The sequence below is a fragment of the Anoxybacillus eryuanensis genome, assembly GCF_051200995.1.
In the GTDB taxonomy this organism is placed as follows: domain Bacteria; phylum Bacillota; class Bacilli; order Bacillales; family Anoxybacillaceae; genus Anoxybacillus; species Anoxybacillus tengchongensis.
Genome location: NZ_JBPODS010000011.1, coordinates 19,968 through 45,659, shown reverse-complemented (window position 1 = coordinate 45,659; position 25,692 = coordinate 19,968). Strand labels below are relative to the sequence as shown.

General features: G+C 39.4%; 28 protein-coding genes. 25 read left to right on the top strand and 3 right to left on the bottom strand.

Annotated features, from left to right (window positions below; genetic code table 11):
• Positions 1 to 114: 114 nt before the first annotated feature.
• Positions 115 to 1,092, top strand: a complete 978-nt coding sequence (locus tag HNQ84_RS10815) for a permease (RefSeq protein WP_435622114.1) — start codon at positions 115 to 117, stop codon at positions 1,090 to 1,092.
• Between the two features lie 12 nt (positions 1,093 to 1,104).
• Positions 1,105 to 1,962 (top strand): TIGR03943 family putative permease subunit, encoded by an 858-nt coding sequence (locus HNQ84_RS10810; RefSeq protein WP_183248822.1) that lies wholly within the window; start codon positions 1,105 to 1,107, stop codon positions 1,960 to 1,962.
• 25 nt (positions 1,963 to 1,987) lie between these two features.
• On the opposite strand, the gene HNQ84_RS10805 is transcribed toward HNQ84_RS10810, so the two are convergent.
• Both HNQ84_RS10805 and HNQ84_RS10800 read right to left on the bottom strand, forming a co-directional pair.
• Positions 1,988 to 2,125, bottom strand: coding sequence for a hypothetical protein (locus HNQ84_RS10805; RefSeq protein ID WP_183248820.1), 138 nt, complete (start codon positions 2,123 to 2,125; stop codon positions 1,988 to 1,990).
• Complete coding sequence (locus HNQ84_RS10800) at positions 2,106 to 2,273, bottom strand: hypothetical protein (RefSeq protein WP_183248817.1); 168 nt, start codon at positions 2,271 to 2,273, stop codon at positions 2,106 to 2,108. The genes HNQ84_RS10805 and HNQ84_RS10800 overlap by 20 nt, the downstream gene beginning before the upstream one ends.
• 188 nt (positions 2,274 to 2,461) lie before the next feature.
• Here HNQ84_RS10800 and HNQ84_RS10795 point away from each other — a divergent pair, with 188 nt between their 5' ends.
• The 4 genes from HNQ84_RS10795 to HNQ84_RS10780 are packed head-to-tail and all read left to right on the top strand — an operon-like array spanning position 2,462 to position 6,042.
• A complete protein-coding gene (locus HNQ84_RS10795; protein WP_004890703.1) occupies positions 2,462 to 2,749 on the top strand; it encodes a MerR family transcriptional regulator in 288 nt (95 codons plus the stop codon).
• A gap of 41 nt (positions 2,750 to 2,790) precedes the next feature.
• Positions 2,791 to 3,075: a hypothetical protein gene (locus HNQ84_RS10790; RefSeq protein ID WP_435622113.1), complete on the top strand. Its 285-nt coding sequence runs from the start codon at positions 2,791 to 2,793 to the stop codon at positions 3,073 to 3,075.
• A gap of 28 nt (positions 3,076 to 3,103) precedes the next feature.
• Positions 3,104 to 3,850: a membrane protein insertase YidC gene (gene yidC / locus HNQ84_RS10785; RefSeq protein ID WP_435622112.1), complete on the top strand. Its 747-nt coding sequence runs from the start codon at positions 3,104 to 3,106 to the stop codon at positions 3,848 to 3,850.
• Positions 3,851 to 3,897: 47 nt separating this feature from the next.
• Positions 3,898 to 6,042 carry a DNA topoisomerase III gene (locus HNQ84_RS10780; RefSeq protein WP_435622111.1) on the top strand — a complete coding sequence of 715 codons (2,145 nt, stop codon included), beginning with the start codon at positions 3,898 to 3,900 and terminating at the stop codon, positions 6,040 to 6,042.
• A gap of 11 nt (positions 6,043 to 6,053) precedes the next feature.
• Here the strand turns inward: HNQ84_RS10780 and HNQ84_RS10775 are convergent, their stop codons facing one another.
• Positions 6,054 to 6,419, bottom strand: coding sequence for a rhodanese-like domain-containing protein (locus HNQ84_RS10775; protein ID WP_032099782.1), 366 nt, complete (start codon positions 6,417 to 6,419; stop codon positions 6,054 to 6,056).
• A 144-nt stretch (positions 6,420 to 6,563) separates the two neighbouring features.
• Between HNQ84_RS10775 and cysK the strand changes: the two genes are divergently transcribed.
• The 19 genes from cysK (at position 6,564) to HNQ84_RS10680 (ending at position 25,676) form a co-directional block, all read left to right on the top strand.
• Complete coding sequence (cysK, locus tag HNQ84_RS10770; RefSeq protein ID WP_435622110.1) at positions 6,564 to 7,481, top strand: cysteine synthase A; 918 nt, start codon at positions 6,564 to 6,566, stop codon at positions 7,479 to 7,481.
• Between the two features lie 47 nt (positions 7,482 to 7,528).
• Positions 7,529 to 8,806, top strand: a complete 1,278-nt coding sequence (gene yfmF / locus HNQ84_RS10765) for an EF-P 5-aminopentanol modification-associated protein YfmF (protein WP_055441363.1) — start codon at positions 7,529 to 7,531, stop codon at positions 8,804 to 8,806.
• Positions 8,803 to 10,083, top strand: coding sequence for an EF-P 5-aminopentanol modification-associated protein YfmH (gene yfmH, locus HNQ84_RS10760; RefSeq protein ID WP_435622109.1), 1,281 nt, complete (start codon positions 8,803 to 8,805; stop codon positions 10,081 to 10,083). Before yfmF ends, yfmH begins: the two co-directional genes overlap by 4 nt.
• Positions 10,084 to 10,089: 6 nt before the next feature.
• Positions 10,090 to 10,803, top strand: coding sequence for an elongation factor P 5-aminopentanone reductase (ymfI, locus tag HNQ84_RS10755; RefSeq protein WP_435622108.1), 714 nt, complete (start codon positions 10,090 to 10,092; stop codon positions 10,801 to 10,803).
• A 65-nt stretch (positions 10,804 to 10,868) separates the two neighbouring features.
• Positions 10,869 to 11,117 (top strand): DUF3243 domain-containing protein, encoded by a 249-nt coding sequence (locus HNQ84_RS10750; RefSeq protein WP_004890680.1) that lies wholly within the window; start codon positions 10,869 to 10,871, stop codon positions 11,115 to 11,117.
• A gap of 182 nt (positions 11,118 to 11,299) precedes the next feature.
• Positions 11,300 to 12,091: a DUF3388 domain-containing protein gene (locus HNQ84_RS10745; protein ID WP_183243607.1), complete on the top strand. Its 792-nt coding sequence runs from the start codon at positions 11,300 to 11,302 to the stop codon at positions 12,089 to 12,091.
• 9 nt (positions 12,092 to 12,100) lie between these two features.
• Entirely contained in the window at positions 12,101 to 12,961 is an 861-nt protein-coding gene (locus HNQ84_RS10740; RefSeq protein WP_435622107.1) for a helix-turn-helix domain-containing protein, read from the top strand.
• 29 nt (positions 12,962 to 12,990) lie between these two features.
• Positions 12,991 to 13,569, top strand: coding sequence for a CDP-diacylglycerol--glycerol-3-phosphate 3-phosphatidyltransferase (gene pgsA, locus HNQ84_RS10735; RefSeq protein WP_435622106.1), 579 nt, complete (start codon positions 12,991 to 12,993; stop codon positions 13,567 to 13,569).
• A 22-nt stretch (positions 13,570 to 13,591) separates the two neighbouring features.
• Positions 13,592 to 14,824: a competence/damage-inducible protein A gene (locus HNQ84_RS10730; protein WP_435622105.1), complete on the top strand. Its 1,233-nt coding sequence runs from the start codon at positions 13,592 to 13,594 to the stop codon at positions 14,822 to 14,824.
• Between the two features lie 106 nt (positions 14,825 to 14,930).
• The gene (recA, locus tag HNQ84_RS10725) at positions 14,931 to 15,968 is read left to right on the top strand and encodes a recombinase RecA (RefSeq protein WP_183243615.1); all 1,038 of its coding nucleotides are present in this window, start codon (positions 14,931 to 14,933) and stop codon (positions 15,966 to 15,968) included.
• A gap of 208 nt (positions 15,969 to 16,176) precedes the next feature.
• On the top strand, positions 16,177 to 17,733 hold the full coding sequence (rny, locus tag HNQ84_RS10720; RefSeq protein ID WP_183243617.1) for a ribonuclease Y: 1,557 nt from the start codon (positions 16,177 to 16,179) through the stop codon (positions 17,731 to 17,733).
• Positions 17,734 to 17,832: 99 nt separating this feature from the next.
• Complete coding sequence (locus HNQ84_RS10715) at positions 17,833 to 18,627, top strand: TIGR00282 family metallophosphoesterase (protein WP_435622104.1); 795 nt, start codon at positions 17,833 to 17,835, stop codon at positions 18,625 to 18,627.
• Positions 18,628 to 18,753: 126 nt separating this feature from the next.
• Positions 18,754 to 19,014: a stage V sporulation protein SpoVS gene (spoVS, locus tag HNQ84_RS10710; RefSeq protein ID WP_003181955.1), complete on the top strand. Its 261-nt coding sequence runs from the start codon at positions 18,754 to 18,756 to the stop codon at positions 19,012 to 19,014.
• Between the two features lie 105 nt (positions 19,015 to 19,119).
• On the top strand, positions 19,120 to 20,043 hold the full coding sequence (locus tag HNQ84_RS10705; RefSeq protein ID WP_435622103.1) for a dipeptidase: 924 nt from the start codon (positions 19,120 to 19,122) through the stop codon (positions 20,041 to 20,043).
• A gap of 201 nt (positions 20,044 to 20,244) precedes the next feature.
• Complete coding sequence (locus tag HNQ84_RS10700; RefSeq protein WP_183243620.1) at positions 20,245 to 21,981, top strand: 2-oxoacid:acceptor oxidoreductase subunit alpha; 1,737 nt, start codon at positions 20,245 to 20,247, stop codon at positions 21,979 to 21,981.
• Between the two features lie 2 nt (positions 21,982 to 21,983).
• Positions 21,984 to 22,850: a 2-oxoacid:ferredoxin oxidoreductase subunit beta gene (locus HNQ84_RS10695; RefSeq protein WP_055441353.1), complete on the top strand. Its 867-nt coding sequence runs from the start codon at positions 21,984 to 21,986 to the stop codon at positions 22,848 to 22,850.
• A 119-nt stretch (positions 22,851 to 22,969) separates the two neighbouring features.
• Positions 22,970 to 24,550, top strand: coding sequence for a tRNA (N6-isopentenyl adenosine(37)-C2)-methylthiotransferase MiaB (gene miaB, locus HNQ84_RS10690; protein ID WP_055441352.1), 1,581 nt, complete (start codon positions 22,970 to 22,972; stop codon positions 24,548 to 24,550).
• A gap of 1 nt (position 24,551) precedes the next feature.
• Entirely contained in the window at positions 24,552 to 24,983 is a 432-nt protein-coding gene (locus tag HNQ84_RS10685) for a YlbF/YmcA family competence regulator (protein ID WP_435622102.1), read from the top strand.
• A gap of 156 nt (positions 24,984 to 25,139) precedes the next feature.
• Positions 25,140 to 25,676 carry an outer spore coat protein CotE gene (locus HNQ84_RS10680; RefSeq protein WP_183243624.1) on the top strand — a complete coding sequence of 179 codons (537 nt, stop codon included), beginning with the start codon at positions 25,140 to 25,142 and terminating at the stop codon, positions 25,674 to 25,676.
• Positions 25,677 to 25,692 lie beyond the last annotated feature (16 nt).

Below are 25,692 nucleotides of genomic sequence, written 5' to 3'. Positions count from 1 at the left end.
TCGAATGGACTTTTATCTATTCGAGTTTTTATTTTGACAAGAAAAAAGGTGTATGTTAAAAGATAGACAGGCATATAAAGAAAATAGGAATCATTACTTTTAAGGAGGTTGGGCATGGAAAGTATATTTGGAAAAAAACATGATTTAAGTGCAATGACAATCTTTATATTCATCATCATTTTATTTTTGTTCGGTGATTTGCTTGTTAGGGAGGTCAATATTCCTGCATTTGCTTTGCAAGTTGGGACGATTTTTTTAAGTATTTTGTTGGAGGCTATTCCGTTTATTTTATTAGGTGTATTTGCTTCTTCGCTTATTCAGACATTTGTTTCGGAACAGACGGTGCAAAAATGGATTCCGAGACGTCCGATTGTTGCGCTTATTCCTGCTACGATTGTTGGCGCTTTGTTGCCGATTTGTGAATGCGCTATTATTCCTGTTGTGCGTCGGCTCATTTCAAAAGGCATGCCGCTTCATATCGGGGTAGTGATTATGGTGACAGCGCCAATTTTAAATCCTGTTGTATTTGCGTCTACGTATTATGCGTTTTCATCAAATCTATCTATCGTTTATGGACGAATGGGGATCGGATTTGTTGCATCTCTTATCATCGGTTTAATAATTTATATTGTTTTTCGCAATCGTTTACCTTTAAAAAAATCAATTAAGCATGCACATCATCATGAAAATCATCGATTTACAGCGACGTTGGCTCATGCGGTTGATGAGTTTTTTGATGTTGGGCGCTACTTAATTATTGGTGCATTTGTCGCTAGTTTCTTTCAAGTCGTGATTGATCGTGAAATATTAGTTGGAATTGGACAACATGAAATGCTTGGACCAGCTTTGATGATGGGATTTGCTTATGTGCTTTCTCTTTGTTCAGAAGCGGACGCATTTGTTGCCGCATCGTTTACATCAACATTTACTTCAGCATCTTTGTTAGCATTTTTAATATATGGTCCGATGATTGATTTGAAAAATACGTTAATGATGCTTGCGTATTTTCGACGAATCTTCGTTGTCGGATTTATTGTTATCGTTACGATTGTTGTATATGTAAGTGTTTATACGTTTCAATTTATTGGATAAGGGAGGAAGGGAATGATTCGAGGTGTTTTATTGTGCGGATATGCTTTATTGTTTATTAAATTGTTATTAAGTGGGAACGTTACAAACTATATTGCTCCTAAAATGCTACCCTTCATTTACTTTGCAACGTTTACACTTTTATTACTTGGAAGTATACAAATATGGAGAAAAGAAGACAATGGCTGTTGTCATCATCATTGTGAAGATAGGCATTATGCTCCAAAAACAGTTGGACAAGGCATACGAATGTACGGGTTATTTTTTATTCCTTTGCTTATTGGTTTTATGTTTTCAAACTATATATTAGATAGTTCACTTGCGGCTAAACGTGGAGTGCAGCTAGGGGGAAGGGAAATAATAGAAGAAAATAAACAGATCGTTGAACAATTTTTAGAAGATCCAGAACGCTATATGGAAAATATTGATAAACAAATTGAAAGCATTATGCAAGATGAAAATACGAAAGAAGCGCAAAGAGAAGAACAGCGAAAGAAAAACTTATTAGAGAAACCTACAATTGTTGTAACCGACGATCAGTACGTATCAACATTAAATATCATCAATGAGCAAATTGATGATATGATTGGAAAAAGAATTAAAATTACAGGGTTTGTATTTCGAGAGCGTGATTTTGCTACAAATGAGTTCGTTGTTGCACGGTATGGAGTAACTTGTTGTGTAGCTGATGCAACCGTTTATGGGATATTGGTAAAAACGGATCAGGCGGCGAAATGGGAAAACGACACATGGGTAAAAGTTGAAGGAATAATTGATGAAACGATGTACAGGCAGTGGCTTGTCCCTGTAATCACGAAGCCGAGTGTCACCGTTGTGAATGAGCCAGAACAGCCATACGTATATGAGTATTAAAGGCTCTTGCTAGTGACAAGAGCCTTTAATACTTGTTTTGTATAAATCTCAATATCTCATGAGCCCGATCGCCGAGAAGTTCTAGGAGTTGTTCAAACATTGCATCTCGCTGTAAATCGAGTTCGATAATTTGTTTAGCCAGATCAATTGCTTTCTTTTCCATACGCTCTCTCCTCATATTGTTCATATTTGCGGCGAAGTTCAGCTACTGTCCAATGATGAAATTGAGATGCATTAATTTCTCCCGCTTTCATAAGTTTGTCAATATAAAACTGTTTTTGCTCCATGGCTGTTTTCAGTAGTTTCCCCATCTTGCTCTCCCTTCCACTTCTTTTTACTGATCATTATATACATCTTTTTTATTTCGAACATTCTTTTTGTTACTTTTTCTAACACAAAAAGATGAAGTGTTAATTTTTATAACAAAAAAATATGTAAAACCCCTTTAAATAGTGTATAATTGTGTTATAAAAAATAACATATATAAGAGGGGATGGAGATGGATTCGTATAAACATAAAAAAGTAATTTCCATTGGTATTGTTAGTGAGTTAACAGGTTTGTCACCGAGACAAATTCGTTATTATGAAGAACGGCAACTTATTTTTCCTGATCGATCCAAAGGGACGAGAAAATATTCATTTGCTGATGTTGAATGGCTTGTTGAAATCGCAAACAAACGTGAGGAAGGAGTGCAAACGAGAGAAATTCGTTATGAAATGATGAAAGAAATTCGTGAAACGATGCGAAAAGGACAAATCAATGCTCATTTTCGTTCCCGTATGTAATTTTCTTCTCTCCGTGTTATAATGATAGAGGAAGGGGAGCTATGAGCATGTTTATTGAGTTTTCATTTGACATGTTTACGTATGTATCGCTATTAAGTGTGTTTGTTGTAGCAATGACGTGTTATGTGACGCGACAAGCTAATCATGTGATCTTCGTTGAACGATTCGTCGCATGCGATGAGAACGGTTGTGCAAAAAAGCCAAGCGATGCATATAGACATATACTATTTCATACTCGTTTTATTATGTTTCAACAACGAAAAATTCCAATAAACGAACGATCTCATGCGAGTGATGAAGAAGGAAGGTTGCTCCTTGTTTGTTAATAAATAACAAACAAGGAGGATTTACAACGTGAGAAAATGGATCGTTTTATTTTTTGTATTATTGTTAAGTGCATGTAATCGAAATGTGCCGATTACAGAACATAGTCAAGGTATATGGGACCATTATTTTGTTTATCCGATGTCCAAGTTACTGCTTATGCTTGGACACGCATTTCAAGAAAATTACGGGCTTGCAATTATTGCGTTGACGATGATTGTGCGCTTTGGATTGCTTCCGCTTATGATCAAACAATTTCGGACAAATATTGCGATGCAACGCATTCGTCCAGAAATCCAAAAGCTTCAACAAAAATATAAAGGCACGGATATGGAAGCGCAACGAAAGCTGCAACAAGAAATGATGCAGCTATACCAAAAACACGGTGTCAATCCAATGAGCGGTTGCTTGCCGATTTTTATTCAAATGCCTATTTTTATGTCGTTGTATTACGCGATTTCGCGAACGGAAGAAATTAAACTACATTCATTTTTATGGATGCAACTTGGTCATCGTGATCCGTATTTCATTATGCCTATCTTAGCAAGTTTAACGACCTTTATTTCGATGCGTTTATCTCCATCTGCCACAACAACAGAAGCGGCGACACAAATGAAAATCATGTCATATATTATGCCTGTGATGATTTTTATGGGGGCAAGTTCTGTCCCTTCAGCTTTATCGCTATATTGGGTCGTTGGTGGATGTTTTTCAATTATCCAGTCGCTCGTGATGCGTGCACAATGGAAGAAGCATCAAGTAGAAACTGCTAAATAACCTGCTCGCTAGCTGAGCAGGTTTCTTTTCGTCAAGAGGTGAAAAAAATGAAAGTGATTATTGCTGAAAAACCCGATCAAGGGATAACTTTAGCATCTATTTTTCAAACGAAAAAAAAAGAAGGATATATCGAAATTTTACCAAATGAATTGTTTCCAAAGGGGGCCTATATGACATGGGCAGTTGGACATTTATTTGAATTAGCTTCCCCTGAAACGTATGAAGAAAGATGGAAGCGATGGACACTTAATACGTTACCGATCATTCCGGATCGTTTTCAATATGAAATCGCTCGAAAAAAAGGGAAACAGTTTGCGATCATTAAACAATTGCTTCGTAAGCCTGAAGTAACTGGGATTATTCATGCTGGTGATGCAGGGAGAGAAGGGGAATTAATCATTCGAAACATCATCTACATGAGCGGTGTAAAAAAACCGATCAAACGGCTTTGGATTTCGTCGCTCACACCGAAAGCGATCGAACAAGGATTTCGACAGTTATTGGATGAAAAACAAACCCGTCCTTTATACGAGGAGGCGTATGCGCGAACATGTGCCGATTGGCTTGTTGGTATAAATGCATCGAGAGTGTATACGATTTTATTGAAACAAAAAGGAATGAACGACGTCTTTTCTGTTGGTCGGGTACAAACGCCTACGCTCGCTCTTATTGTGAGAAGAGAAAAAGAAATTGAGCAATTTCGTCCCGAACCGTTTTGGGAAGTTGTTGCGACGTTTGATGTGAATGGAAAGCGATATGAAGGAAAATGGTGGCATGAAAATGAAACCCGCACATATGACGAGCAGCTTGCTAAAAAAGTGTGCACATTTTGCAAACAAAAACAAGTAGAAGTAGCGGAAGTCACATGTGAACGAAAAACATTTGTACCGCCGCTTTTATTTAATTTATCAACATTGCAAGCAACGGCAAACAGGCGTTTTAAATATTCACCACAAAAAACGTTAGATATATTACAAAAACTATATCAAAAAGGATATGTATCGTATCCGCGTTCTGATTCACAATATGTGACAAAAGGAGAAGCGGAAACATTTCCTTATATTTTAAAGCAGATCTCGCAAAAGGAGGAGTATGCTTCCTATTTTCCACTTTCCCACAAATCAATTTTACATAATAAACGTTATGTAAACGAAAAGAAAGTGACGGATCACTACGCCATCATTCCGACCGAACAAGTCCCGGATTTAACAAAGCTAAGCCATGATGAACGAAATATTTATGACCTCATCGTTCGAAGATTAATTGCTGCGCATTGTGAAGAGGCGATATTTGACTATACGACAATTGTAACTGTTGTCGATGGGCGCGCTCGTTTCATCTCAAAAGGAAAAAAGCAAATACAAACAGGCTGGCGGACTGTGTTCATTATGCCGGATGATGATGGAGAACTTTTACCGAATGTACAACGTGGAGAAAAAGGAACGGTATATGATGTGCATGTGAAAGAAGGAAAAACGCAACCTCCAAAACGGTATACAGAAGGAGAACTCATTACGTTAATGAAAACAGCAGGAAAATTTTTAGATGACGAGCAATTAGAGAAAGTATTAGCAAAAACAGAAGGACTCGGGACAGAAGCTACTCGCGCCTCCATTATTACAACGTTAAAACAGAGAAATTATATTGAGATAAAAAATAATCAAGTATATGTAACCGATAAAGGAAAGGTATTAATCGAAGCAATCGGCCCGCACATTTTGGCGTCACCGGAAATGACCGCAAAATGGGAGCAACGGTTAAGTGAAATTGGCGAAGAAAAAGCATCGTCCACAGCATTTATGGAACAAGTGAAAAAATTGGCGGCGAAAATTGTGACCGATGCGGTACAAATGGCAAATCATTGGTCATTTGAAGGGCTAGATACCGCTTCGATTCAGCAAAAGAAAAAAGCAACGATTGAAAAAAATGTTGGAACATGTAAGATTTGTGGAGGCTCCGTTGTGGATAAAGGCTCGTTTTACGGATGTATCAACTATGCGAAAACAAAGTGTCCATTTACCATTTCAAAAAAGATTTTAGGGAAATCTATTTCACAAACAAACGTCAAAAAACTATTAGCAGAAGGAAAAACGAACGTTATCAAAGGATTTAAAAAGGGAGAAAGCACATTCAACGCTGCGCTTATATGGAATGAAAAAGAGAGGCGTATATCGTTTTTAATTGAAAAATAGGAGAGCCCCTCCTATTTTTCAACTTCACCTTTCCATTCGTTCATACCGCCAGTCATATTATATATATTTGTGAACCCTTCTTTTACTAGCAGTTCGCTTGCTTGGGCTGAGCGATTACCTGAACGACAAACGACAATATACGTCTTGTTTTTGTTAAGCTCATTCATACGATCAGGAAGTTGTTGTAAAGGTAATAAAATAGCTCCAGGAATATGACCAGAAGCATATTCCTCTTCTGTACGGACATCGAGCACAACAACGTCTTCTTTTTGCATCATTTGCGCAGCTTCATCGACAGAAATATTTGTATAACGATCTTGTGCACATCCACTTACGATGAAAAGAAATGTAAGTAAAAAAGAAAACCATTTTCGCATCACATCATCGCCTCCATGTATATTGAAATACCCTCATGTGTATTTTAGCTTATTTTTTCGGTTTCTTCAAACGTTTCGACACCATTGTCATGTTTATATGTAGTACAATAGGAAAAAAGGTTTACATAGAAAGAAGGAGAGAAAATGTGCGGATCTATCATTGACTTGATTGGAAATACGCCAATTGTGAAGCTCAATCGTGTCGTTTTTCCAAATGGTGCAAGTGTATATATGAAACTTGAATCGTTTAATCCTGGTGGAAGTGTAAAAGATCGTGCGGCTAGACGAATGATTGAGCGAGCAGAACAAGAAGGGAAAATTGCCCCTTTTCAAAGCACGATCATTGAGCCAACATCAGGAAATACAGGAATTGGGTTAGCGATGGTATGCGCAGCAAAAGGTTATCGTTGCATCATTACGATGCCAGATAATGCGACAAAGGAACGTGTCAATTTATTAAAAGCATACGGAGCGGAAGTGCACTTAACTCCTGCATCTTTGCGTATGCAAGGGGCTATTGATGAAGCATATCGACTTGCTGAGAGCATTCCACATAGTTTCATTCCCATGCAATTTGAAAATAAAGCAAATCCAGATGCCCATCGAGCGAGTACAGCGCTTGAAATTATAGAAGCATTTCCAGAAGGAATTGATGCGTTTGTACTTACGGCAGGAACAGGGGGAACGGTAACAGGAACAGGGGAAGAGTTGAAGAAAAAGTTCCCTAATTTACATATTTATGTAGTTGAGCCGTACGGATCTCCTGTATTATCAGGTGGACAGCCGGGACCACATAAAATTCCAGGCACTGGACCAGGATTTATCCCTCGTATTTTAAACCGAAACGTATATGATGATATTTTGCTTGTCAAAGATGAAGAGGCACAAACAATGGCGCGCCGATTGGCATCAGAAGAAGGAATTTTAGTAGGGGCTTCAGCCGGGGCAGCTGCTTTTTGTGCAGTTCAAGTGGCGCGAACTCTCCCGAAAGATGCACGTGTGCTTTGTATGGCACCAGATACAGGAGAGCGATACTTGTCATCCGATTTATTTAGCGGATAAGAGAAAGAAAAAATGTCGAGGATATAAAATAAAAAGGAAGTGATTGTATGTTTCAAGAAGAAGTGAAAACAATAGGCGGCCTTCGCCTTCATGTCATTCCAACAAAAAAATATAAAACGAATACGCTCGTGTTAAAGATGAAAGCTCCATTATGCGAACAAGATATAACGATGCGTGCGCTCGTTCCGTATGTGCTACAAAATGCTACAGAGCGACATCCTTCCATGAAGGAGTTTCGTACATATTTAGATGAATTATACGGTGCGACGTTACAAGTAGATTTGGCGAAAAAAGGGGAACATCATGTAATTACGATCCGAATGGATGTGGCAAACGAAAAATTTTTAGGCGATACATCTCCACTACTGCGCGAAGCGTTGACGCTCTTTAGCGATATGGTGTTTCGTCCGCTTACTGAGCAAGGTGGATTTTCTGTTGCCATCGTTGAGCAAGAAAAACGAGCATTAAAACAAAAAATACAATCGTTGTTTGATGATAAAATGAGATATGCTCAACATCGACTCATTGAAGAGATGTATAAAGGTTCGCCTTATGCTCTCGATGTTCACGGTAAACTGAATGATGTTGATACAATTGATGCTAAACGTTTATATAAACATTACGAGCACATGTTAAAACACGATGAAATAGACTTATACATTGTCGGAGATGTGACGCTAACGGATGTAGAACATGGTGTTGCTGAGCGTTTTTCACTAGAGGCTCGTCCTTTGCGTTCGATTGAAACGACAACGTTAGCGAAACGAACAAATGTGCAAGAAGTTATAGAAAAACAAGATGTGAAGCAAGGAAAGCTACATCTTGGCTATCGAACAAATACGACATATAACGATGCGGATTACAATGCGTTACAAGTATGGAATGGGATCTTTGGTGGGTTTGCCCATTCAAAATTGTTTATGAATGTGCGAGAAAAGGCGAGTTTAGCTTATTATGCAGCTTCGCGTATCGAAAGTCATCAAGGAATGATGATGGTGATGGCAGGCATTGAACCGAGCAATTATGAGCGTGCACTTGAAATTATTCATGCTCAGGCGGAGGCGATGCGCAATGGGCAATTTAGCGATGAGGAAATCACTCAAACAAAAGCAGTCATTCGTAATCAACTGTTAGAAACGGTTGATACAGCGCGGGGAATGATTGAGATCTCTTATCATAACGTTATTGCAACACGACAACGCCCATTAGCTGAATGGTTAGAAGGGATCGAAAAAGTGACGCGTGAAGATGTTGTTCGTGTAGGTAAAAAAATTGAATTAGATACCATTTATTTTTTAACGGAGAAGGAAGGTGAGAAACAATGAAGGTCATTCGCTATGATCAGTTACAAGAACAATTATTTTATGAGCGGTTAAACAACGGATTAGCTGTTTATATTTTACCGAAAAAGGAATTTAATAAAACATATGCAACGTTTACAACGAAGTACGGTTCAGTAGATAACTGCTTTACTCCATATGGCAAAACGAGTATGAAAAAAGTGCCGGATGGTATCGCCCATTTTTTAGAGCATAAATTGTTTGAAAAAGAAGACGGTGATGTATTCCAAACGTTTAGCAAACAAGGAGCATCAGCAAATGCTTTTACGTCTTTTACACGCACAGCTTATTTATTTTCCAGCACGACAAATGTAGAGGAAAATTTAGAAACTTTACTTGATTTTGTTCAAGAACCATATTTTACAGAGCAAACGGTTGAAAAAGAAAAAGGAATTATCGCTCAAGAAATTCGCATGTATGACGATAACCCGGATTGGCGTTTGTATTTTGGAACAATTGAAAGCATGTATCACAATCATCCTGTAAAAATTGATATTGCGGGAACGGTGGAGTCCATTTCACATATTACGAAAGATTTATTGTATGAATGTTATGAGACGTTTTATCACCCGAGTAATATGTTGTTGTTTGTTACCGGTCCGGTTGATCCATTGACTACACTCGAACAAATACGTAATAATCAAACAAAAAAAACGTTCCGTTTACCAACAGAGATTGAGCGGTTCCAGTACGAAGAGCCATCACATGTCGCGCGCGAGAAACATGTCATTGAAATGAACGTACAGACACCAAAATGTCTCGTTGGTATAAAAGCAAAACATGTATATGCAAAGGGAAAAGAAAAATTAAAACATGAATGTGCGATGGGACTATTGCTTGATTATTTATTTGGAAAAAGTTCACCACACTATGAGCGGTTATATCAACAAGGATTAATTGATGAAACATTTATGGTCGATTATACAGAAGAAAGTGATTTTGGATTTGGTTTAATTGGTGGCGACACATCGCAACCTGATGAATTAGCGAAAGAAATTGAGCGTATTCTCGTACAGTTTTCCGATATTGATGATGAAAAAGTAGAGCGGATGAAAAGAAAAAAAATCGGATCATTTTTACGCTCGTTGAACTCACTTGAGTATATTGCCAACCAGTTCACTCGTTACGCATTTGATGAAATGAGTTTATTCGATGTTGTAAGGACGCTACAATCACTGACATCGGATGATATAAAAGCAGTTGCCCGCGAATGTTTTATGCGTGAACAGTTGACAGTATGTCAAGTTGTTCCAAAAAGGTGAAGGAAGATGAAATATGCATTAATTACAGGAGCAAGCGGAGGGATTGGGCAAGCCATTGCCCGACAACTTGCGAAAGATGGATATGGATTGTATTTACACTACTACAAAAATGAACAATCTGTTCAAACGTTAGTGAAACAATTATCAACAGACATATATACAATTCAAGCCGATTTATCTCATCCTTCAGGGGTAGATGTGTTAGTATCTTCCGTCTTCCATCCGCTTGACGTCATCGTCCATAACAGTGGGATGAGTGCTTATGGCTTGGTGACGGATATGGATGACGAACAAGTAGAGCGAATGGTGCAATTGCATGTAACAAGTCCATTTTTACTGACAAAACGATTGTTGCCTTCGATGATTCAACAACGTCGCGGACAAATTGTTGTTATTTCATCAATTTGGGGACTCACAGGGGCGTCATGCGAAGTATTGTATTCGATGGTGAAAGGGGCACAAAATACGTTTGTTAAAGCGTTAGCGAAAGAAGTTGCACCGAGTGGTATACGAGTAAACGCTATTGCTCCAGGGGCCATTGATACACCGATGCTCCATGAGTTTACTGAAGAGGAGTTAGAAGCGTTAACGAACGAGATTCCGCTTGGTAGAATTGGAAAACCAGAAGATGTAGCGAAAGCAGTGTCATTTTTAATCTCTGACCATGCATCGTATATTACGGGACAAATTTTATCTGTCAATGGCGGTTGGTATTGTTAAGCGAGCATAATTTTTTGTTTTATGAGGCAAACTGTTCTTGAAACGAATTTCAAGGAGGTTTGCATATGTCTGTTCTTGATAATTTTGAGCAATGGAAGAGCTTTTTAGCTGATCGCCTTCATCAAGCAGAAGCCCAAGGAATGAACCAGCAAGTTATTTCGGATATTGCTTATCAAATTGGCGACTACTTGGCAAAACAAGTCGATCCTAAAAACCCAGAAGAGCGTGTACTTGCTGACTTGTGGCATGTTGCAAATGAGCAAGAGCAACATGCTATTGCAAACATGATGATCAAACTTGTCCAAAATAAATAAGTCATGTAGGCGCAAGCTGGTGATATCCACCAGCTTGTTTTACTATGTTTATCTGTTCACAAAAAACGGTCGTCCATTCTTTTCATTCTCGCATTCAAATGGTAAAATAAACATACATGCGTGTTTCGACAAAGCGTTGCTTCAATGATCGCATCGTGTAACGTAAAGGGGAGAAGGGGTATATGGAGAAAAAAGAATGGTATTTAGAGTATGAAATACATATGAATCGTCCGGGGTTGTTAGGAGATATCGCATCGCTTCTTGGTATGTTGTCCATTAATATCGTCACGATTAACGGAGTGGATGATTCGCGGCGAGGTATGCTGTTGTTATGTAAAAGTCATGAACAAATTGAGCGGCTACAATCCATTTTAGCGACGATGGAAGATATCACGGTAACAAAGTTGCGTGAACCGAAGCTCCGAGATCGTCTTGCTGTTCGGCATGGGCGTTATATTCAGCGCGATGCTGATGATAAAAAAACGTTCCGTTTTGTTCGAGATGAATTAGGTTTGCTTGTCGATTTTATGGCGGAGTTATTTAAACAGGAAGGTCACAAGTTAATTGGTATTCGCGGTATGCCACGTGTTGGAAAAACCGAATCCATTGTGGCTGCGAGCGTATGTGCGAATAAACGTTGGTTATTTGTTTCTTCTACGTTAATTAAGCAAACGATTCGCAGTCAGCTTATTGAAGATGAATATAGCGAAAATAATGTCTTTATTATTGACGGAATTGTATCAACACGTCGTTCAAACGAGCGGCATTGGCAGCTGATTCGCGAGCTGATGCGATTACCAGCAACAAAAGTGATTGAACATCCCGATATTTTTGTGAGGCATACAGAATATAAATTGGACGATTTTGATTATATTATTGAATTGCGTCACGATCCAGATGAGGAGATTACGTATGATCTCGTTGACCAATCCTCTTTTTTTGGTAACGACGGTTTTTCAAATATCGATTTCTAAAGATGGAAGGTGTTTCCGTTGACAGAGTTAGGGAAGCGTTTGAAAGAAGCGAGAGAACAACGCAATATGAGTTTAGATGATTTACAACAAATTACTAAAATTCAAAAGCGATATTTGATCGCGATTGAACAAGGAAATTATGTCATTATGCCAGGGAAGTTTTATGTTCGGGCATTTATTCGTCAATATGCAGAGGCGGTCGGTCTTGATCCGGATGAGTTGTTTGAACAATACGCAAATGAAATTCCAAATGCTCAACAAGAAGAACTTCCAGGCGAGTTGTCTCGTGTTAAATCGCGACAACTATCAGAACAAGGTGAAAAAGTACTTGATGTTCTTCCGAAAATTTTAATCGGTATGCTAGCTGTCGGCGTAGCAGTTGTTCTTTGGTTTTTCTTTCAAAACAGAATGGTGAACGAACAGCCGCAAGAGCAAGTGATTAATGAAAAGACAGAATTTGAACAGTCTGAGCAAGCAACCGAGCAACAACCGAAAAAACAAAATGAACAAAAACAAGAAAAGGAAAAAGAACAACAAGAACAATCATCGAAAGCAATGGTCGAAGTAGTGGAAACGAATGGTCGAAAATCAACGCTTGAAGTGAGCGGAGAACAGTTGATTATTGACATTGCAACAAAGGGTGATGCTTGGATTGAAGTGAAAAACGGGAAAGGAAAGGCATTTGCACGCAAAATGATGTACGCAAATCAAACTGAAACGTTCGATTTGACGAACGAAACAGAAGTGTTGTTAGTTATCGGACAAACATTAAATACAGAAGTGAAAATAAATGGACAAACACTTCAATACCCTGTTAATCCAAGTGATCACGTACGTCAAGATATTACAATTATTTACAAAAAACAGTGATGTTGTATGACGTGTTGGAGGTTAGTGCTGTGAATATACCGAATCAAATTACGATTGCGCGAATGTTACTCATTCCTTTTTTCCTTATTTTCTTGTTAGCACCAATTGACTTAGGGATGATTCAAATTGGGCCAGAACAGTTACCGATGACACACGCTGTTGCTGCGCTTATTTTTATTATTGCATCAACAACAGATTGGGTTGATGGATACTATGCACGAAAATATGGGTTGGTAACGAATTTAGGAAAATTTCTTGATCCGCTTGCAGATAAATTACTTGTGTCTGCTGCGCTCATTGCGCTCGTTCAATTGGAGTTGGCGCCAGCGTGGATGGTCATTGTTATCATTAGTCGTGAATTTGCAGTAACGGGATTGCGACTCGTGTTAGCTGGAGAAGGTGAAGTTGTAGCAGCCAATATGCTTGGGAAAATTAAAACGTGGACGCAAATTATAGCAATTGCTGCCCTTCTTTTGCATAATATTCCTTTCTCCTTGTTGTCGTTTCCGTTTGCGGATATTTCCTTATGGATCGCACTCATTTTCACGATTTGGTCAGGATGGGACTATTTCGCAAAAAATAAACATGCATTTCGTCATTCAAAGTAAATAAAAAGGGGATGGGAGAAAGATGAAGGCGGAAATTATTGCGGTCGGCTCGGAACTTTTACTTGGTCAAATTACAAATACAAACGCCCAATTTTTATCGCAACAATTAGCTGAAATAGGGATAGATGTATATTACCATACGGTTGTTGGGGATAATCCTCAAAGACTTACACATGCGATTGAAATGGCTAAGCAACGCTCGAATTTGATTATTTTTACAGGAGGACTTGGGCCAACAAAGGATGATTTAACAAAAGAAACGATTGCGAAGATGCTGAATAAATCACTTGTCTTAGATGAAGAAGCATGGCGTTCCATTTGTGATTATTTTTCGAAAACAAATCGCCCGATGTCTCCTAACAACCGAAAACAGGCGCTTGTGTTGGAAGGAAGTTGTGTGCTAAAAAATGAACATGGGATGGCTCCTGGCATGGCAATTACTGTTGACCATATCACATATATGCTTCTCCCAGGGCCACCGAAAGAAATGAAACCGATGTTCATAAAATATGGACGTCCTTTTTTATTGCAAAAACTTCATGTTCGCGAAAAAATCGTATCACTCGTTTTGCGCTTTTTTCATATCGGTGAATCACAACTAGAAGCAGAAATAGAAGATTTGATTGATGCGCAAACAAATCCAACGATCGCTCCACTTGCGTCTGATGGTGAAGTGACTCTTCGCTTAACAGCGAAGCATGAACGCGAAGAAGAAGCGAAGCGAATGATTAACGAGGTAGAGCAAAAAATTTTAGCACGCGTGCGTCCTTATTTTTACGGTTACAACGATGAAACGTTGTTTAGTAAACTGTTAGCTACATTAAAAACAAAGAATAAGACGCTTGCTGTTGCTGAGAGTTTAACGGGAGGATTGTTTTTAGAGGGAATGACTGTACTTCCGACAGCTTCTTCAGTTATAGCGGGAGGAGTTGTATGTTATACAAATGAAATAAAGGAAAATGTACTTCATGTGCCGAAAGAAATATTACAAACAGAGGGAGCAGTAAGTGAACGGTGCGCCCAATTGTTGGCAGAAAACGTTCGAAAGCTTTGCCGAAGCGATATTGGAATTAGCTTCACAGGTGTCGCAGGACCAAGTGAATTGGAAGGAAAACGAGTAGGAACGGTTTGGATTGGGATATCGACTGAGCAAGGGACGAAAACATTTCCACTGACATTATCTGGTGATCGTCAAGCCATTCGGATGCGAGCAGCGAAATACGGTTGTTATTATTTACTACAACTGCTACATTGATTTACGAACATTTATTCGTTTTTTTCTTGGCAAATAAACATAAAACATGTATAGTAATAAGTAGCAGTGACTGCTTTATTTCTCACAAGCAAAAGGAGGAGTTTCTTTGAACGATCGTCAAGCAGCTTTAGAACAAGCGTTAAAGCAAATTGAGAAACAGTTTGGAAAAGGTTCCATTATGAAGCTAGGGGAGCAAACAGATCGACAAATTTCGACTGTATCGAGTGGTTCCCTTGCACTTGATATTGCGCTCGGGGTAGGAGGATATCCGCGTGGACGTATTATTGAAATTTATGGTCCGGAATCCTCAGGGAAAACAACAGTTGCTCTTCACGCCATTGCTGAAGTACAAAAGCAAGGTGGTCAAGCAGCGTTTATTGACGCAGAACATGCCCTAGACCCTGTATATGCTGAAAAGTTAGGTGTGAATATTGATGAATTGTTGCTTTCACAACCGGATACAGGAGAGCAAGCATTAGAAATTGCGGAAGCGCTCGTACGCAGTGGAGCAGTTGACATTATTGTTATTGACTCCGTTGCTGCCCTTGTTCCAAAAGCGGAAATTGAAGGAGAAATGGGCGATGCTCACGTTGGATTACAGGCACGACTCATGTCTCAAGCGTTACGAAAATTATCTGGTGCGATTAATAAATCTAAAACGATCGCTATCTTTATTAACCAAATAAGGGAGAAAGTAGGGGTTATGTTCGGAAACCCTGAGACAACTCCTGGTGGTCGTGCATTGAAGTTTTATGCATCTGTTCGTTTAGAAGTCCGTCGTGCTGAACAAATCAAGCAAGGTAACGACATGGTTGGAAATAAAACAAAAATTAAAGTCGTGAAAAACAAAGTGGCACCACCATTTAAAACAGCAGACGTAGATATTATGTATGGGGAAGGAATTTCAAAGGAAGGCGAAATCATTGATATGGGTGCTGAGCTAGACATTATTCAAAAAAGCGGTGCTTGGTATTCATACAAAGATGAACGATTAGGACAAGGGCGCGAAAATGCCAAACAATTTTTAAAAGAAAACCCACACATCATGGAAGAAATTGCGCGTGAAATTCGTCAACATTATGGCATTACAACAGGTGTATCAACAACACCTGTGCGTGAAGATGATTTAGATTTCTTAGAGTAAAAAGAGGCACGTTGTGTCTCTTTTTGTTTTATTTTGTAATTTGAACCATATGAAACGCTTTCCCACAATGACAAGCCTTGACAATATGAAAGGTCACCTTTAAAATGTACATGTATATTTGACAATTTTGAAGTGTATGTTGAATGGTTGCAATGTACATGCCGACATTGATGAAGTAACGAATTTATAGCAAGAGGAGGTGAGGACAATGGGTGAAACGATCATCTCCGCTTTGCTTGCCCTAGTCGTCGGTGCAGTTGTTGGCTTTTTTGTTCGTAAATCCATTGCCGAGGCAAAAATTGGTGGTGCACAAGCAGCTGCCAAGCAAATGATCGAAGAAGCGAAACGAGAAGCAGACGCATTGAAAAAAGAGGCTCTCCTTGAAGCAAAGGATGAAATTCACAAACTTCGTGTGGAAGCAGAACGAGAAATCCGCGAACGAAGAAGTGAATTGCAAAAACAAGAAAATCGTTTGTTACAAAAGGAAGAGAATCTCGATCGAAAGGACGAATCTTTAAACAAACGAGAGGCGTTGCTTGAGAAAAAAGAGAATTCTCTCAATGAAAGACAACAGCATATTGAAGAGATGGAAAGCAAAGTGGAAGAACTCGTTCGAAAAGAACAAGCAGAACTTGAGCGCATTTCTAACTTGACGCGTGAGGAAGCACGGCAAATCATTTTAGAGCGTGTAGAGAAAGAACTTTCTCATGAAATCGCGCTCATGGTCAAAGAAGCAGAGACGAAAGTGAAAGAAGAAGCTGATAAAAAAGCAAAAGAAATTTTATCGCTTGCTATTCAACGCTGTGCTGCTGATCATGTAGCAGAAACGACTGTATCTGTTGTGAACTTGCCAAATGACGAAATGAAAGGTCGTATCATTGGTCGCGAAGGGCGTAACATTCGGACGCTAGAAACGCTAACGGGAATCGATTTAATTATCGATGATACACCAGAAGCGGTAATTTTATCCGGATTTGACCCAATTCGTCGCGAAACGGCTAGACTTGCTTTAGATAAGCTTGTTCAAGACGGGCGTATTCATCCGGCACGAATTGAAGAAATGGTCGAAAAAGCGAGAAGAGAAGTGGATGAGCATATTCGTGAAGTTGGAGAGCAAACAACGTTCGAAGTTGGTGTTCACGGATTGCACCCAGATTTAATTAAAATTTTAGGACGATTGAAGTTCCGTACAAGCTACGGACAAAATGTCCTTAAACATTCGATGGAAGTCGCATACTTAGCTGGTTTAATGGCAGCTGAGTTAGGAGAAGATGAGATGCTTGCAAGACGAGCAGGTCTACTTCATGACATCGGAAAAGCTGTTGACCATGAAGTAGAAGGAAGCCATGTTGAAATTGGTGTAGAGTTAGCAACTAAATATAAAGAGCATCCGGTTGTCATTAACAGTATCGCTTCCCATCATGGTGATACGGAGCCAACGTCTATTATTGCTGTTCTTGTTGCTGCTGCAGACGCATTATCGGCTGCCCGACCAGGTGCTCGTAGTGAAACATTAGAAAACTATATTCGTCGCCTTGAAAAGCTTGAAGAGATTGCTGAGTCATATGAAGGGGTTGAAAAATCATATGCTATTCAAGCAGGGCGCGAAATTCGTATTATGGTGAAACCAGATATGATCGATGACTTGGAAGCTCATCGTTTAGCACGTGATATTCGCAAGCGCATTGAAGAGGAGCTTGACTATCCAGGTCATATTAAAGTTACTGTCATTCGTGAAACGCGAGCTGTGGAATATGCAAAATAAAAGCTACTCCTCATATGGGGTAGCTTTTTCGTATTGATAAACGCTTTATTTTGTGCGAAACTGAAAAATAGAAATCATGAGTATAGAAAGGGTAATACGATGAAAATATTATTTATCGGTGATGTTGTTGGACAGCCGGGGAGAAAAATGGTTGATGAATACGTCCCGAAACTAAAGGCAAAATATAAGCCACATGTGATTGTTGTTAACGGCGAAAATGCTGCTGGTGGGAAAGGGATTACCGAAAAAATATATCGCCGTTTTTTAGAGATGGGAGTACATGTGGTGACGCTTGGAAATCATTCGTGGGATAATCGTGAAATTTTCGAATTTATTGATCAAGCGAAAGTACTTGTCCGTCCGGCAAATTTTCCAGTAGGTACACCAGGAAAAGGGATTGTGTTTATTCAAGTAGAGGGATATGAAGTCGCAGTGATGAGTTTGCAAGGAAGAACGTTCTTGCCAGCAATTGATTGCCCATTTAAAAAAGCAGATGAATTAGTAGAAATGGCGCTTGCGCGGACTCCTGTGATTCTCGTTGATTTTCATGCGGAGGCAACGAGCGAGAAACAAGCGATGGGATGGTATTTAGACGGTCGAGTAAGCGCTGTTGTTGGCACGCATACACACGTTCAAACGGCTGACTCACGCATTTTGCTAAACGGAACGGGTTATATTACCGATGTCGGTATGACGGGTCCTTATGACGGGGTTTTGGGAGTGGATCGTGAGGCAGTGTTGCGCAAATTTTTAACGGGCTTACCTGTTCGTTTTGAAGTCACCACAGGACGCGCGCAGTTGAATGCTGTGCTCATTGAGGTAGATGAAAAAAGCGGAAAAACGAAATCGATTCAACGGATTATGATTAATGACGATCACCCATATTTCGACTAGTTCCTCTTTTAAGATTTTTCAGAAAAATTTCATATGGTAGCAGGAATACAGGCAAACAGGGATGAATATATAATGAACAGTACAACTTTTTTACAAGCAATTGTTAGAAACGAGGAGGAGCTAGAAATGGAAATATTAAAAGTTTCAGCAAAGTCTAATCCTAATTCCGTAGCTGGTGCACTTGCAGGCGTGTTGAGGGAGCGCGGTGCAGCCGAAATTCAAGCAATTGGCGCAGGTGCATTAAATCAAGCCGTTAAGGCAGTAGCAATCGCGCGAGGATTCGTAGCACCGAGCGGAGTTGATCTCATTTGTATTCCTGCATTTACGGACATTCAAATTGATGGAGAAGAGCGGACAGCAATTAAACTCATTGTTGAGCCGCGTTAATACGCATAAACCTGTTTGCTTGTTAAGCAAACAGGTTATTTTTGTAATTTGATCATTTATTAGCTATAAAAAAGTGAAGCCCTATTTTTTTACGGAGGGATCGTTGTGCGTATATTTGACGCTCATTGTGACGTTTTATATCAATTATTTTGTGACCAAGATGTATCGTTTGAACGCAGTCCGTCGTTACATGTAACGTACGATGGATTAAAGCAGGCAGGTATAACTGTACAAGGATTTGCTATTTATATCCCAAAACATGTAAGGCCTGAGTCACGTTTTTTCGTAGCTTTAGAGATGATTGATTATTTTTATGAGAAGGTTGTGTCACAGCCAAATATGAAAGTTGTTCGTTCAAAAAAAGAAATTGATCAATTACAATCAAATGAAATTGGCGCCATGCTCACATTAGAAGGATGTGAAGCCATTGGTGAAAGTTTAACGCAACTGCGTACACTTCTTCGACTTGGTGTTCGTTCTGTCGGTTTAACGTGGAATGATGCAAATATGGTAGCGGATGGGGCACTCGAGCAACGGGGGGGAGGTTTAACGAAATTCGGGAAAGAAGTTGTTCATTTATTGAACGAACAACAATGCTGGACAGATGTGTCACATTTAAGTGAACGAGCGTTTTGGGATGTCATTGAATTGGCTCATTATCCGATTGCTTCACATTCAAATGCGTACACGCTTTGCCCGCATCCGCGCAATTTGCGTGATGATCAAATTGAAGCGCTGATTAAGAAAAATGGGGTCATTGGTGTGACGTTTGTTCCACAATTTTTACGTCATGACACGCAAACGACGACGGTAACAGATGTATTGCGTCATATCGACCATATTTGTTCATTAGGTGGAGAAAATCATATTGGCTTCGGATCTGATTTTGATGGCATTTTTGAAACAGTCGATCAATTGGCGAATGTTTCCCATTACACTCATTTCATTGACGAGTTGCTAAAACATTTTAAAGAAGAGCAAGTGAGAAAATTTTTGTTTTGCAATTTTTATGAGCGAATTCCTCAATAAAAAATCGGAAGAAAAATTCACATTTTTGTAACAAATATGTTGCAATTTTTTTGCAATAGGGCTAGAATGAAAGCGTTTAGTATATGAAATTTTTCAAAAAATTTATTAAGCGAAATGGTAGAGCTTTTTTTGGAAAAGTGCTACACTTATAATCGTACAATGTTACGTCACAATTGATGGAACTTTAAAGGGGTGTAAGACATGATTAGTCAACTTTCATGGAAAGTTGGAGGACAACAAGGGGAAGGTATTGAAAGTACGGGAGAGATATTCTCCATTGCGCTCAACCGACTAGGCTACTATTTATACGGTTATCGCCACTTTTCATCTCGAATTAAAGGTGGTCACACGAACAATAAAATTCGTGTTAGCACAACACAAGTTCGTTCGATTGCCGATGATCTTGATATATTAGTAGCTTTTGACCAAGAGACAATTGATTTTAACTTTCACGAGTTGCGTCAAGGCGGGATCGTCATCGCAGACGCCAAGTTTAATCCGACGATTCCAGATGAGTCAAGAGCTACGTTGTATGCGGTTCCATTTACAGATATCGCAACAGAATTAGGAACAGCTTTAATGAAAAACATGGTTGCAGTCGGAGCTTCCAGCGCAGTGCTCGGTCTCGATATTAGCGTATATGAAGGGGTCGTTCAGGAGATTTTCGGTCGCAAAGGCGAACAAGTCGTTGCTAAAAACATGGAAGCGATCAGAGCGGGCGCTCAGTTTATGCGTGAACAACTTGGTGACAACATTCAATTAATGCAACTTGATAAGGCAGATGGCAAAAAGAGAATGTTTATGATTGGAAACGACGCGATTGCGCTTGGTGCACTTGCTGGTGGCGCTCGTTTCATGGCGGCTTACCCAATTACGCCAGCATCTGAAATTATGGAATACTTAATTAAAAAACTTCCACAGTTCGGTGGCACTGTCATTCAAACAGAAGATGAAATCGCAGCTTGTACAATGGCTATTGGCGCAAACTATGCTGGTGTACGTACGTTGACAGCTTCAGCTGGTCCTGGTCTTTCGCTTATGATGGAAGCGATCGGATTAGCTGGAATTACAGAAACACCAATTGTCATTGTTGATACGCAACGCGGTGGTCCAAGCACAGGTCTTCCGACAAAACAAGAGCAGTCAGATTTAATGGCAATGATTTACGGTACGCACGGAGAGATTCCGAAAGTTGTCATGGCGCCAAGTACTGTGCAAGAAGCTTTTTACGATATGGTTGAAGCGTTTAATATTGCAGAAGAGTATCAATGTCCAGTCATTGTTTTAACAGACTTGCAACTTTCGTTAGGTAAGCAAACCGTTGAGCCGCTAGAATATGATAAAATTGAAATTCGTCGTGGCAAGCTCGTAACAGGGGAGCTTCCTGAAATTCCAGACAAAGGTTGTTTTAAACGATATGAAGTGACAGAAGACGGCGTGTCACCGCGTGTATTGCCTGGAATGAAAAATGGTATTCATCATGTCACAGGCGTTGAGCACGATGAAACAGGTCGTCCTTCTGAAGTAGCAGCGAATCGTATTGCGCAAATGGATAAGCGTTTACGCAAACTAAAACATATTCAATTCCCGACACCAGTTCATAAACATGTGAAGCATGAGGAAGCGGATTTATTAATCGTTGGGTTTAACTCAACGCGTGGGGCAATTGAAGAGGCGATGGAACGTTTGGAGCGCGATGGCATCAAAGTAAACCATGCACACGTTCGTCTCATTCATCCGTTCCCAACTGAAGAAATGTTGCCGCTTGTGCAATCAGCGAAAAAAGTTGTTGTTGTTGAAAATAACGCAACAGGACAACTTGCCAACATTTTGAAAATGAACGTTGGACATGCTGAGAAAGTATTTAACGTGTTGAAATATGATGGCAACCCGTTCTTACCGCACGAAGTTTATACAAAATGCAAGGAGTTGTTTTAAACATGGCGACATTTAAAGATTTTCGAAATAACATTAAACCGAACTGGTGTCCAGGTTGTGGTGACTTTTCCGTGCAAGCAGCCATTCAACGCGCAGCTGCCAACGTTGGACTTGAACCACATGAACTTGTTGTTGTATCTGGAATTGGTTGTTCCGGGCGTATTTCTGGTTACATTAATTCATACGGTTTCCACGGTGTTCACGGTCGGGCACTTCCAATTGCCCAAGGGGTGAAAATGGCCAATCGTGACTTGACTGTCATTGCTGCTGGTGGTGACGGTGATGGATTTGCGATCGGAATGGGACATACGATTCATGCGATTCGTCGTAATATCGATATTACGTACATCGTCATGGACAACCAAATTTACGGTTTAACAAAAGGTCAAACATCACCGCGTAGTGAAGTGGGCTTTAAAACGAAAAGTACGCCACAAGGGTCAGTTGAACCAGCATTGTCGATTATGGAAATGGCGTTAACTGCAGGAGCAACGTTCGTCGCTCAAAGCTTTTCTAGCGACTTAAAAGAATTGACGCAATTAATTGAAGAAGGAATGAAGCATAAAGGATTTTCGCTCATTAACGTATTTAGCCCTTGCGTCACATACAATAAAGTGAACACATACGATTGGTTTAAAGACAATTTAACGAGTTTAAGCTCTATTGAAGGATACGATCCTTCAAATCGTGAAATGGCGATGCAAACGTTAATGAAACATAAAGGACTTGTTACAGGGCTTATTTATCAAAATAAAGAGCGTAAATCATATCAAGATCTTGTACCAGGTTATAGCGAAAAACCACTGACAGAAGCGGATTTAACAATTAGTAAAGAAAAATTTGAACAACTTGTGGCAGAATTTATGTAAGAAAGAAAAGAGGATGGTGAAAGCCATCCTCTTTTTTATGGAAAAACATTGTTTAAAAGTCCGGAAAATAATATACTATGTTAGTGTGCACGTACGAATAAAAGAAAGGAGAAATAACAATGAATGAAAAACAACGTTTACAGTACACAGCACAAATTGAACCCGATCATCCAACGGACAAAAAATCCGCTTTGGATGAAAATTTGCAACGTTTAAAGCAAAAAACGAGTCAAGACTATGAAAAATATTTTTCAACTGTATTTGTTCCCCCATCTTTGAAAGAGGCGAAAAAACGAGGAAAAGAGGAAGTGAAATACCATAAAGATTTTTCGATTCCAGAAGAATTTCGTGGCATGGGGAACGGTCGAAAATTTTACATCCGCACGTACGGCTGTCAAATGAATGAGCACGATACAGAAGTGATGGCTGGAATTTTTATGGCGCTTGGTTATGAACCGACGGATCGTCCAGAAGATGCCAACGTCATTTTGTTAAATACGTGTGCGATTCGTGAAAATGCGGAGAATAAAGTATTCGGAGAAATTGGTCACTTAAAGCCATTGAAGCAAAACAACCCTGATTTATTGCTTGGTGTATGTGGCTGTATGTCACAAGAAGAATCGGTCGTCAATAAAATTTTAAAACAATTCCAATACGTTGATATGATTTTCGGTACGCACAATATTCATCGTCTTCCGTATATTTTGAAAGAAGCGTACATGTCAAAAGAAATGGTTGTTGAAGTATGGTCAAAAGAAGGCGATGTCATCGAAAACTTACCAAAAGTGCGAAAAGGAAATATTAAAGCGTGGGTTAATATTATGTATGGTTGCGATAAGTTTTGTACGTACTGTATTGTCCCATATACACGTGGTAAAGAGCGTAGCCGCCGTCCAGAAGATATTATTCAAGAAGTACGTCACTTAGCCGCACAAGGATATAAAGAAATTACTCTTTTAGGACAAAACGTGAATGCGTATGGAAAAGACTTTACCGATATGAAATATGGTCTTGGTGATTTAATGGATGAGTTGCGTAAAATTGATATTCCACGTATTCGCTTCACAACAAGCCATCCACGTGATTTTGATGACCGCTTAATCGAAGTGTTAGCGAAAGGTGGAAATTTAGTGGAACACATTCACTTGCCGGTTCAATCGGGAAGTAGTGAAGTGTTAAAAATGATGGCACGTAAATATACACGTGAACAATATTTAGAGCTTGTTCGCAAAATTAAAGAAGCGATTCCTGGTGTAGCGCTCACAACAGACATTATTGTCGGTTTTCCAAATGAAACAGATGAGCAGTTTGAAGAAACGTTGTCGCTATATCGTGAGGTAGAGTTCGATTCTGCATTTACGTTCATTTACTCGCCACGTGAAGGGACGCCAGCAGCAAAAATGGTCGACAACGTACCGATGGAAGTGAAAAAAGAACGTTTACAACGATTAAATGCATTAGTAAACGAAATTTCTGCGAGAAAAATGAAGGAGTACGAGGGACAAGTTGTCGAAGTATTAGTCGAAGGGGAAAGTAAAAACAATCCGGACGTTCTCGCTGGATACACACGTAAAAACAAGCTTGTTAACTTCGTTGGCCCTAAGTCAGCAATCGGTCAACTTGTAAAAGTACGAATTACAGAGGCAAAAACGTGGACGTTGAACGGAGAAATGATAGAAGAAATGATCGAGGTGAAATAGCGTGGCGAAATATACGAAAGATGACATCGTACAAAAAGCAAAAGAATTAGCTAAAATGATCGCTGAAACAGAAGAGGTAGAGATTTTTAAACAAGCAGAAGCAAAAATTCACGAAAATGAAAAAGTACGCACGATGATTGCTAAAATTAAATCGTTACAAAAACAAGCTGTCAACTTACAGCATTATGGAAAAATCGAAGCGCTGAAAAAAGTGGAAGCAGAAATTGACGACATTTACGAACAGCTATCAGACATTCCAATTGTAGAACAATTTAAACAATCGCAAGTAGAAATTAACGACTTATTGCAACTTGTTGCTTCCACTATTTCAAAGACAGTAACAGATGAAATTATTACATCAACGGGCGGAGATGTGCTGCGAGGAGAAACAGGAGCTCAAGTGAAACATAGCCATTGTGGCCATTGCCATTAAAGAGTCCATTTTTATGGGCTCTTTTTTATGTTTTTGTACATATTTCGAAGAAGCTGCATACAATGAACTATACGGAATGATTGTTTTTATGTACACTTTTAGTTTTTTCGTGCATAGGATAAAATGAACAATGCATTTTTGAGGAGGGTTTGTTTCATGTCCCAATACAGAGAAATTATTACAAAAGCGGTTGTGGGAAAAGGCCGAAAGTTTACGCAATCGACGCATACGGTTTCCGCTCAACATCGTCCAACAAGCGTGCTCGGTTGTTGGATTATTAATCATCGGTACGAAGCAAAAAAAGTGGATCGTAGTGTTGAAATTCATGGCAAGTATGATGTGAACGTTTGGTATTCGTACAATGATAATACAAAAACGGAAGTGCTCACAGAGACGGTATCGTACACCGATGTGATTCCGTTAAAGTATCGTAACGAAGAGCTCATCAGTGAAGAACAAGAAGTAATCGCGCGGGTTGTTCAACAACCAAATTGTTTAGAATGTACGATTGCTCCAAACGGAAATAAAGTAACTGTCGAAGTAGAGCGAGAGTTTGTTGCAGAAGTCATCGGAGAAACAAAAGTACGTATTGCAGTCGTCGATACGTCATCAGACGAAATAGAGGAAGATATTGAGGCGGAGTTAGAACAGTTAGATGAGGAACTTCTTCAAGAAGGGAGCAATAAAAACTAGGAAGTTTATTCTTCCT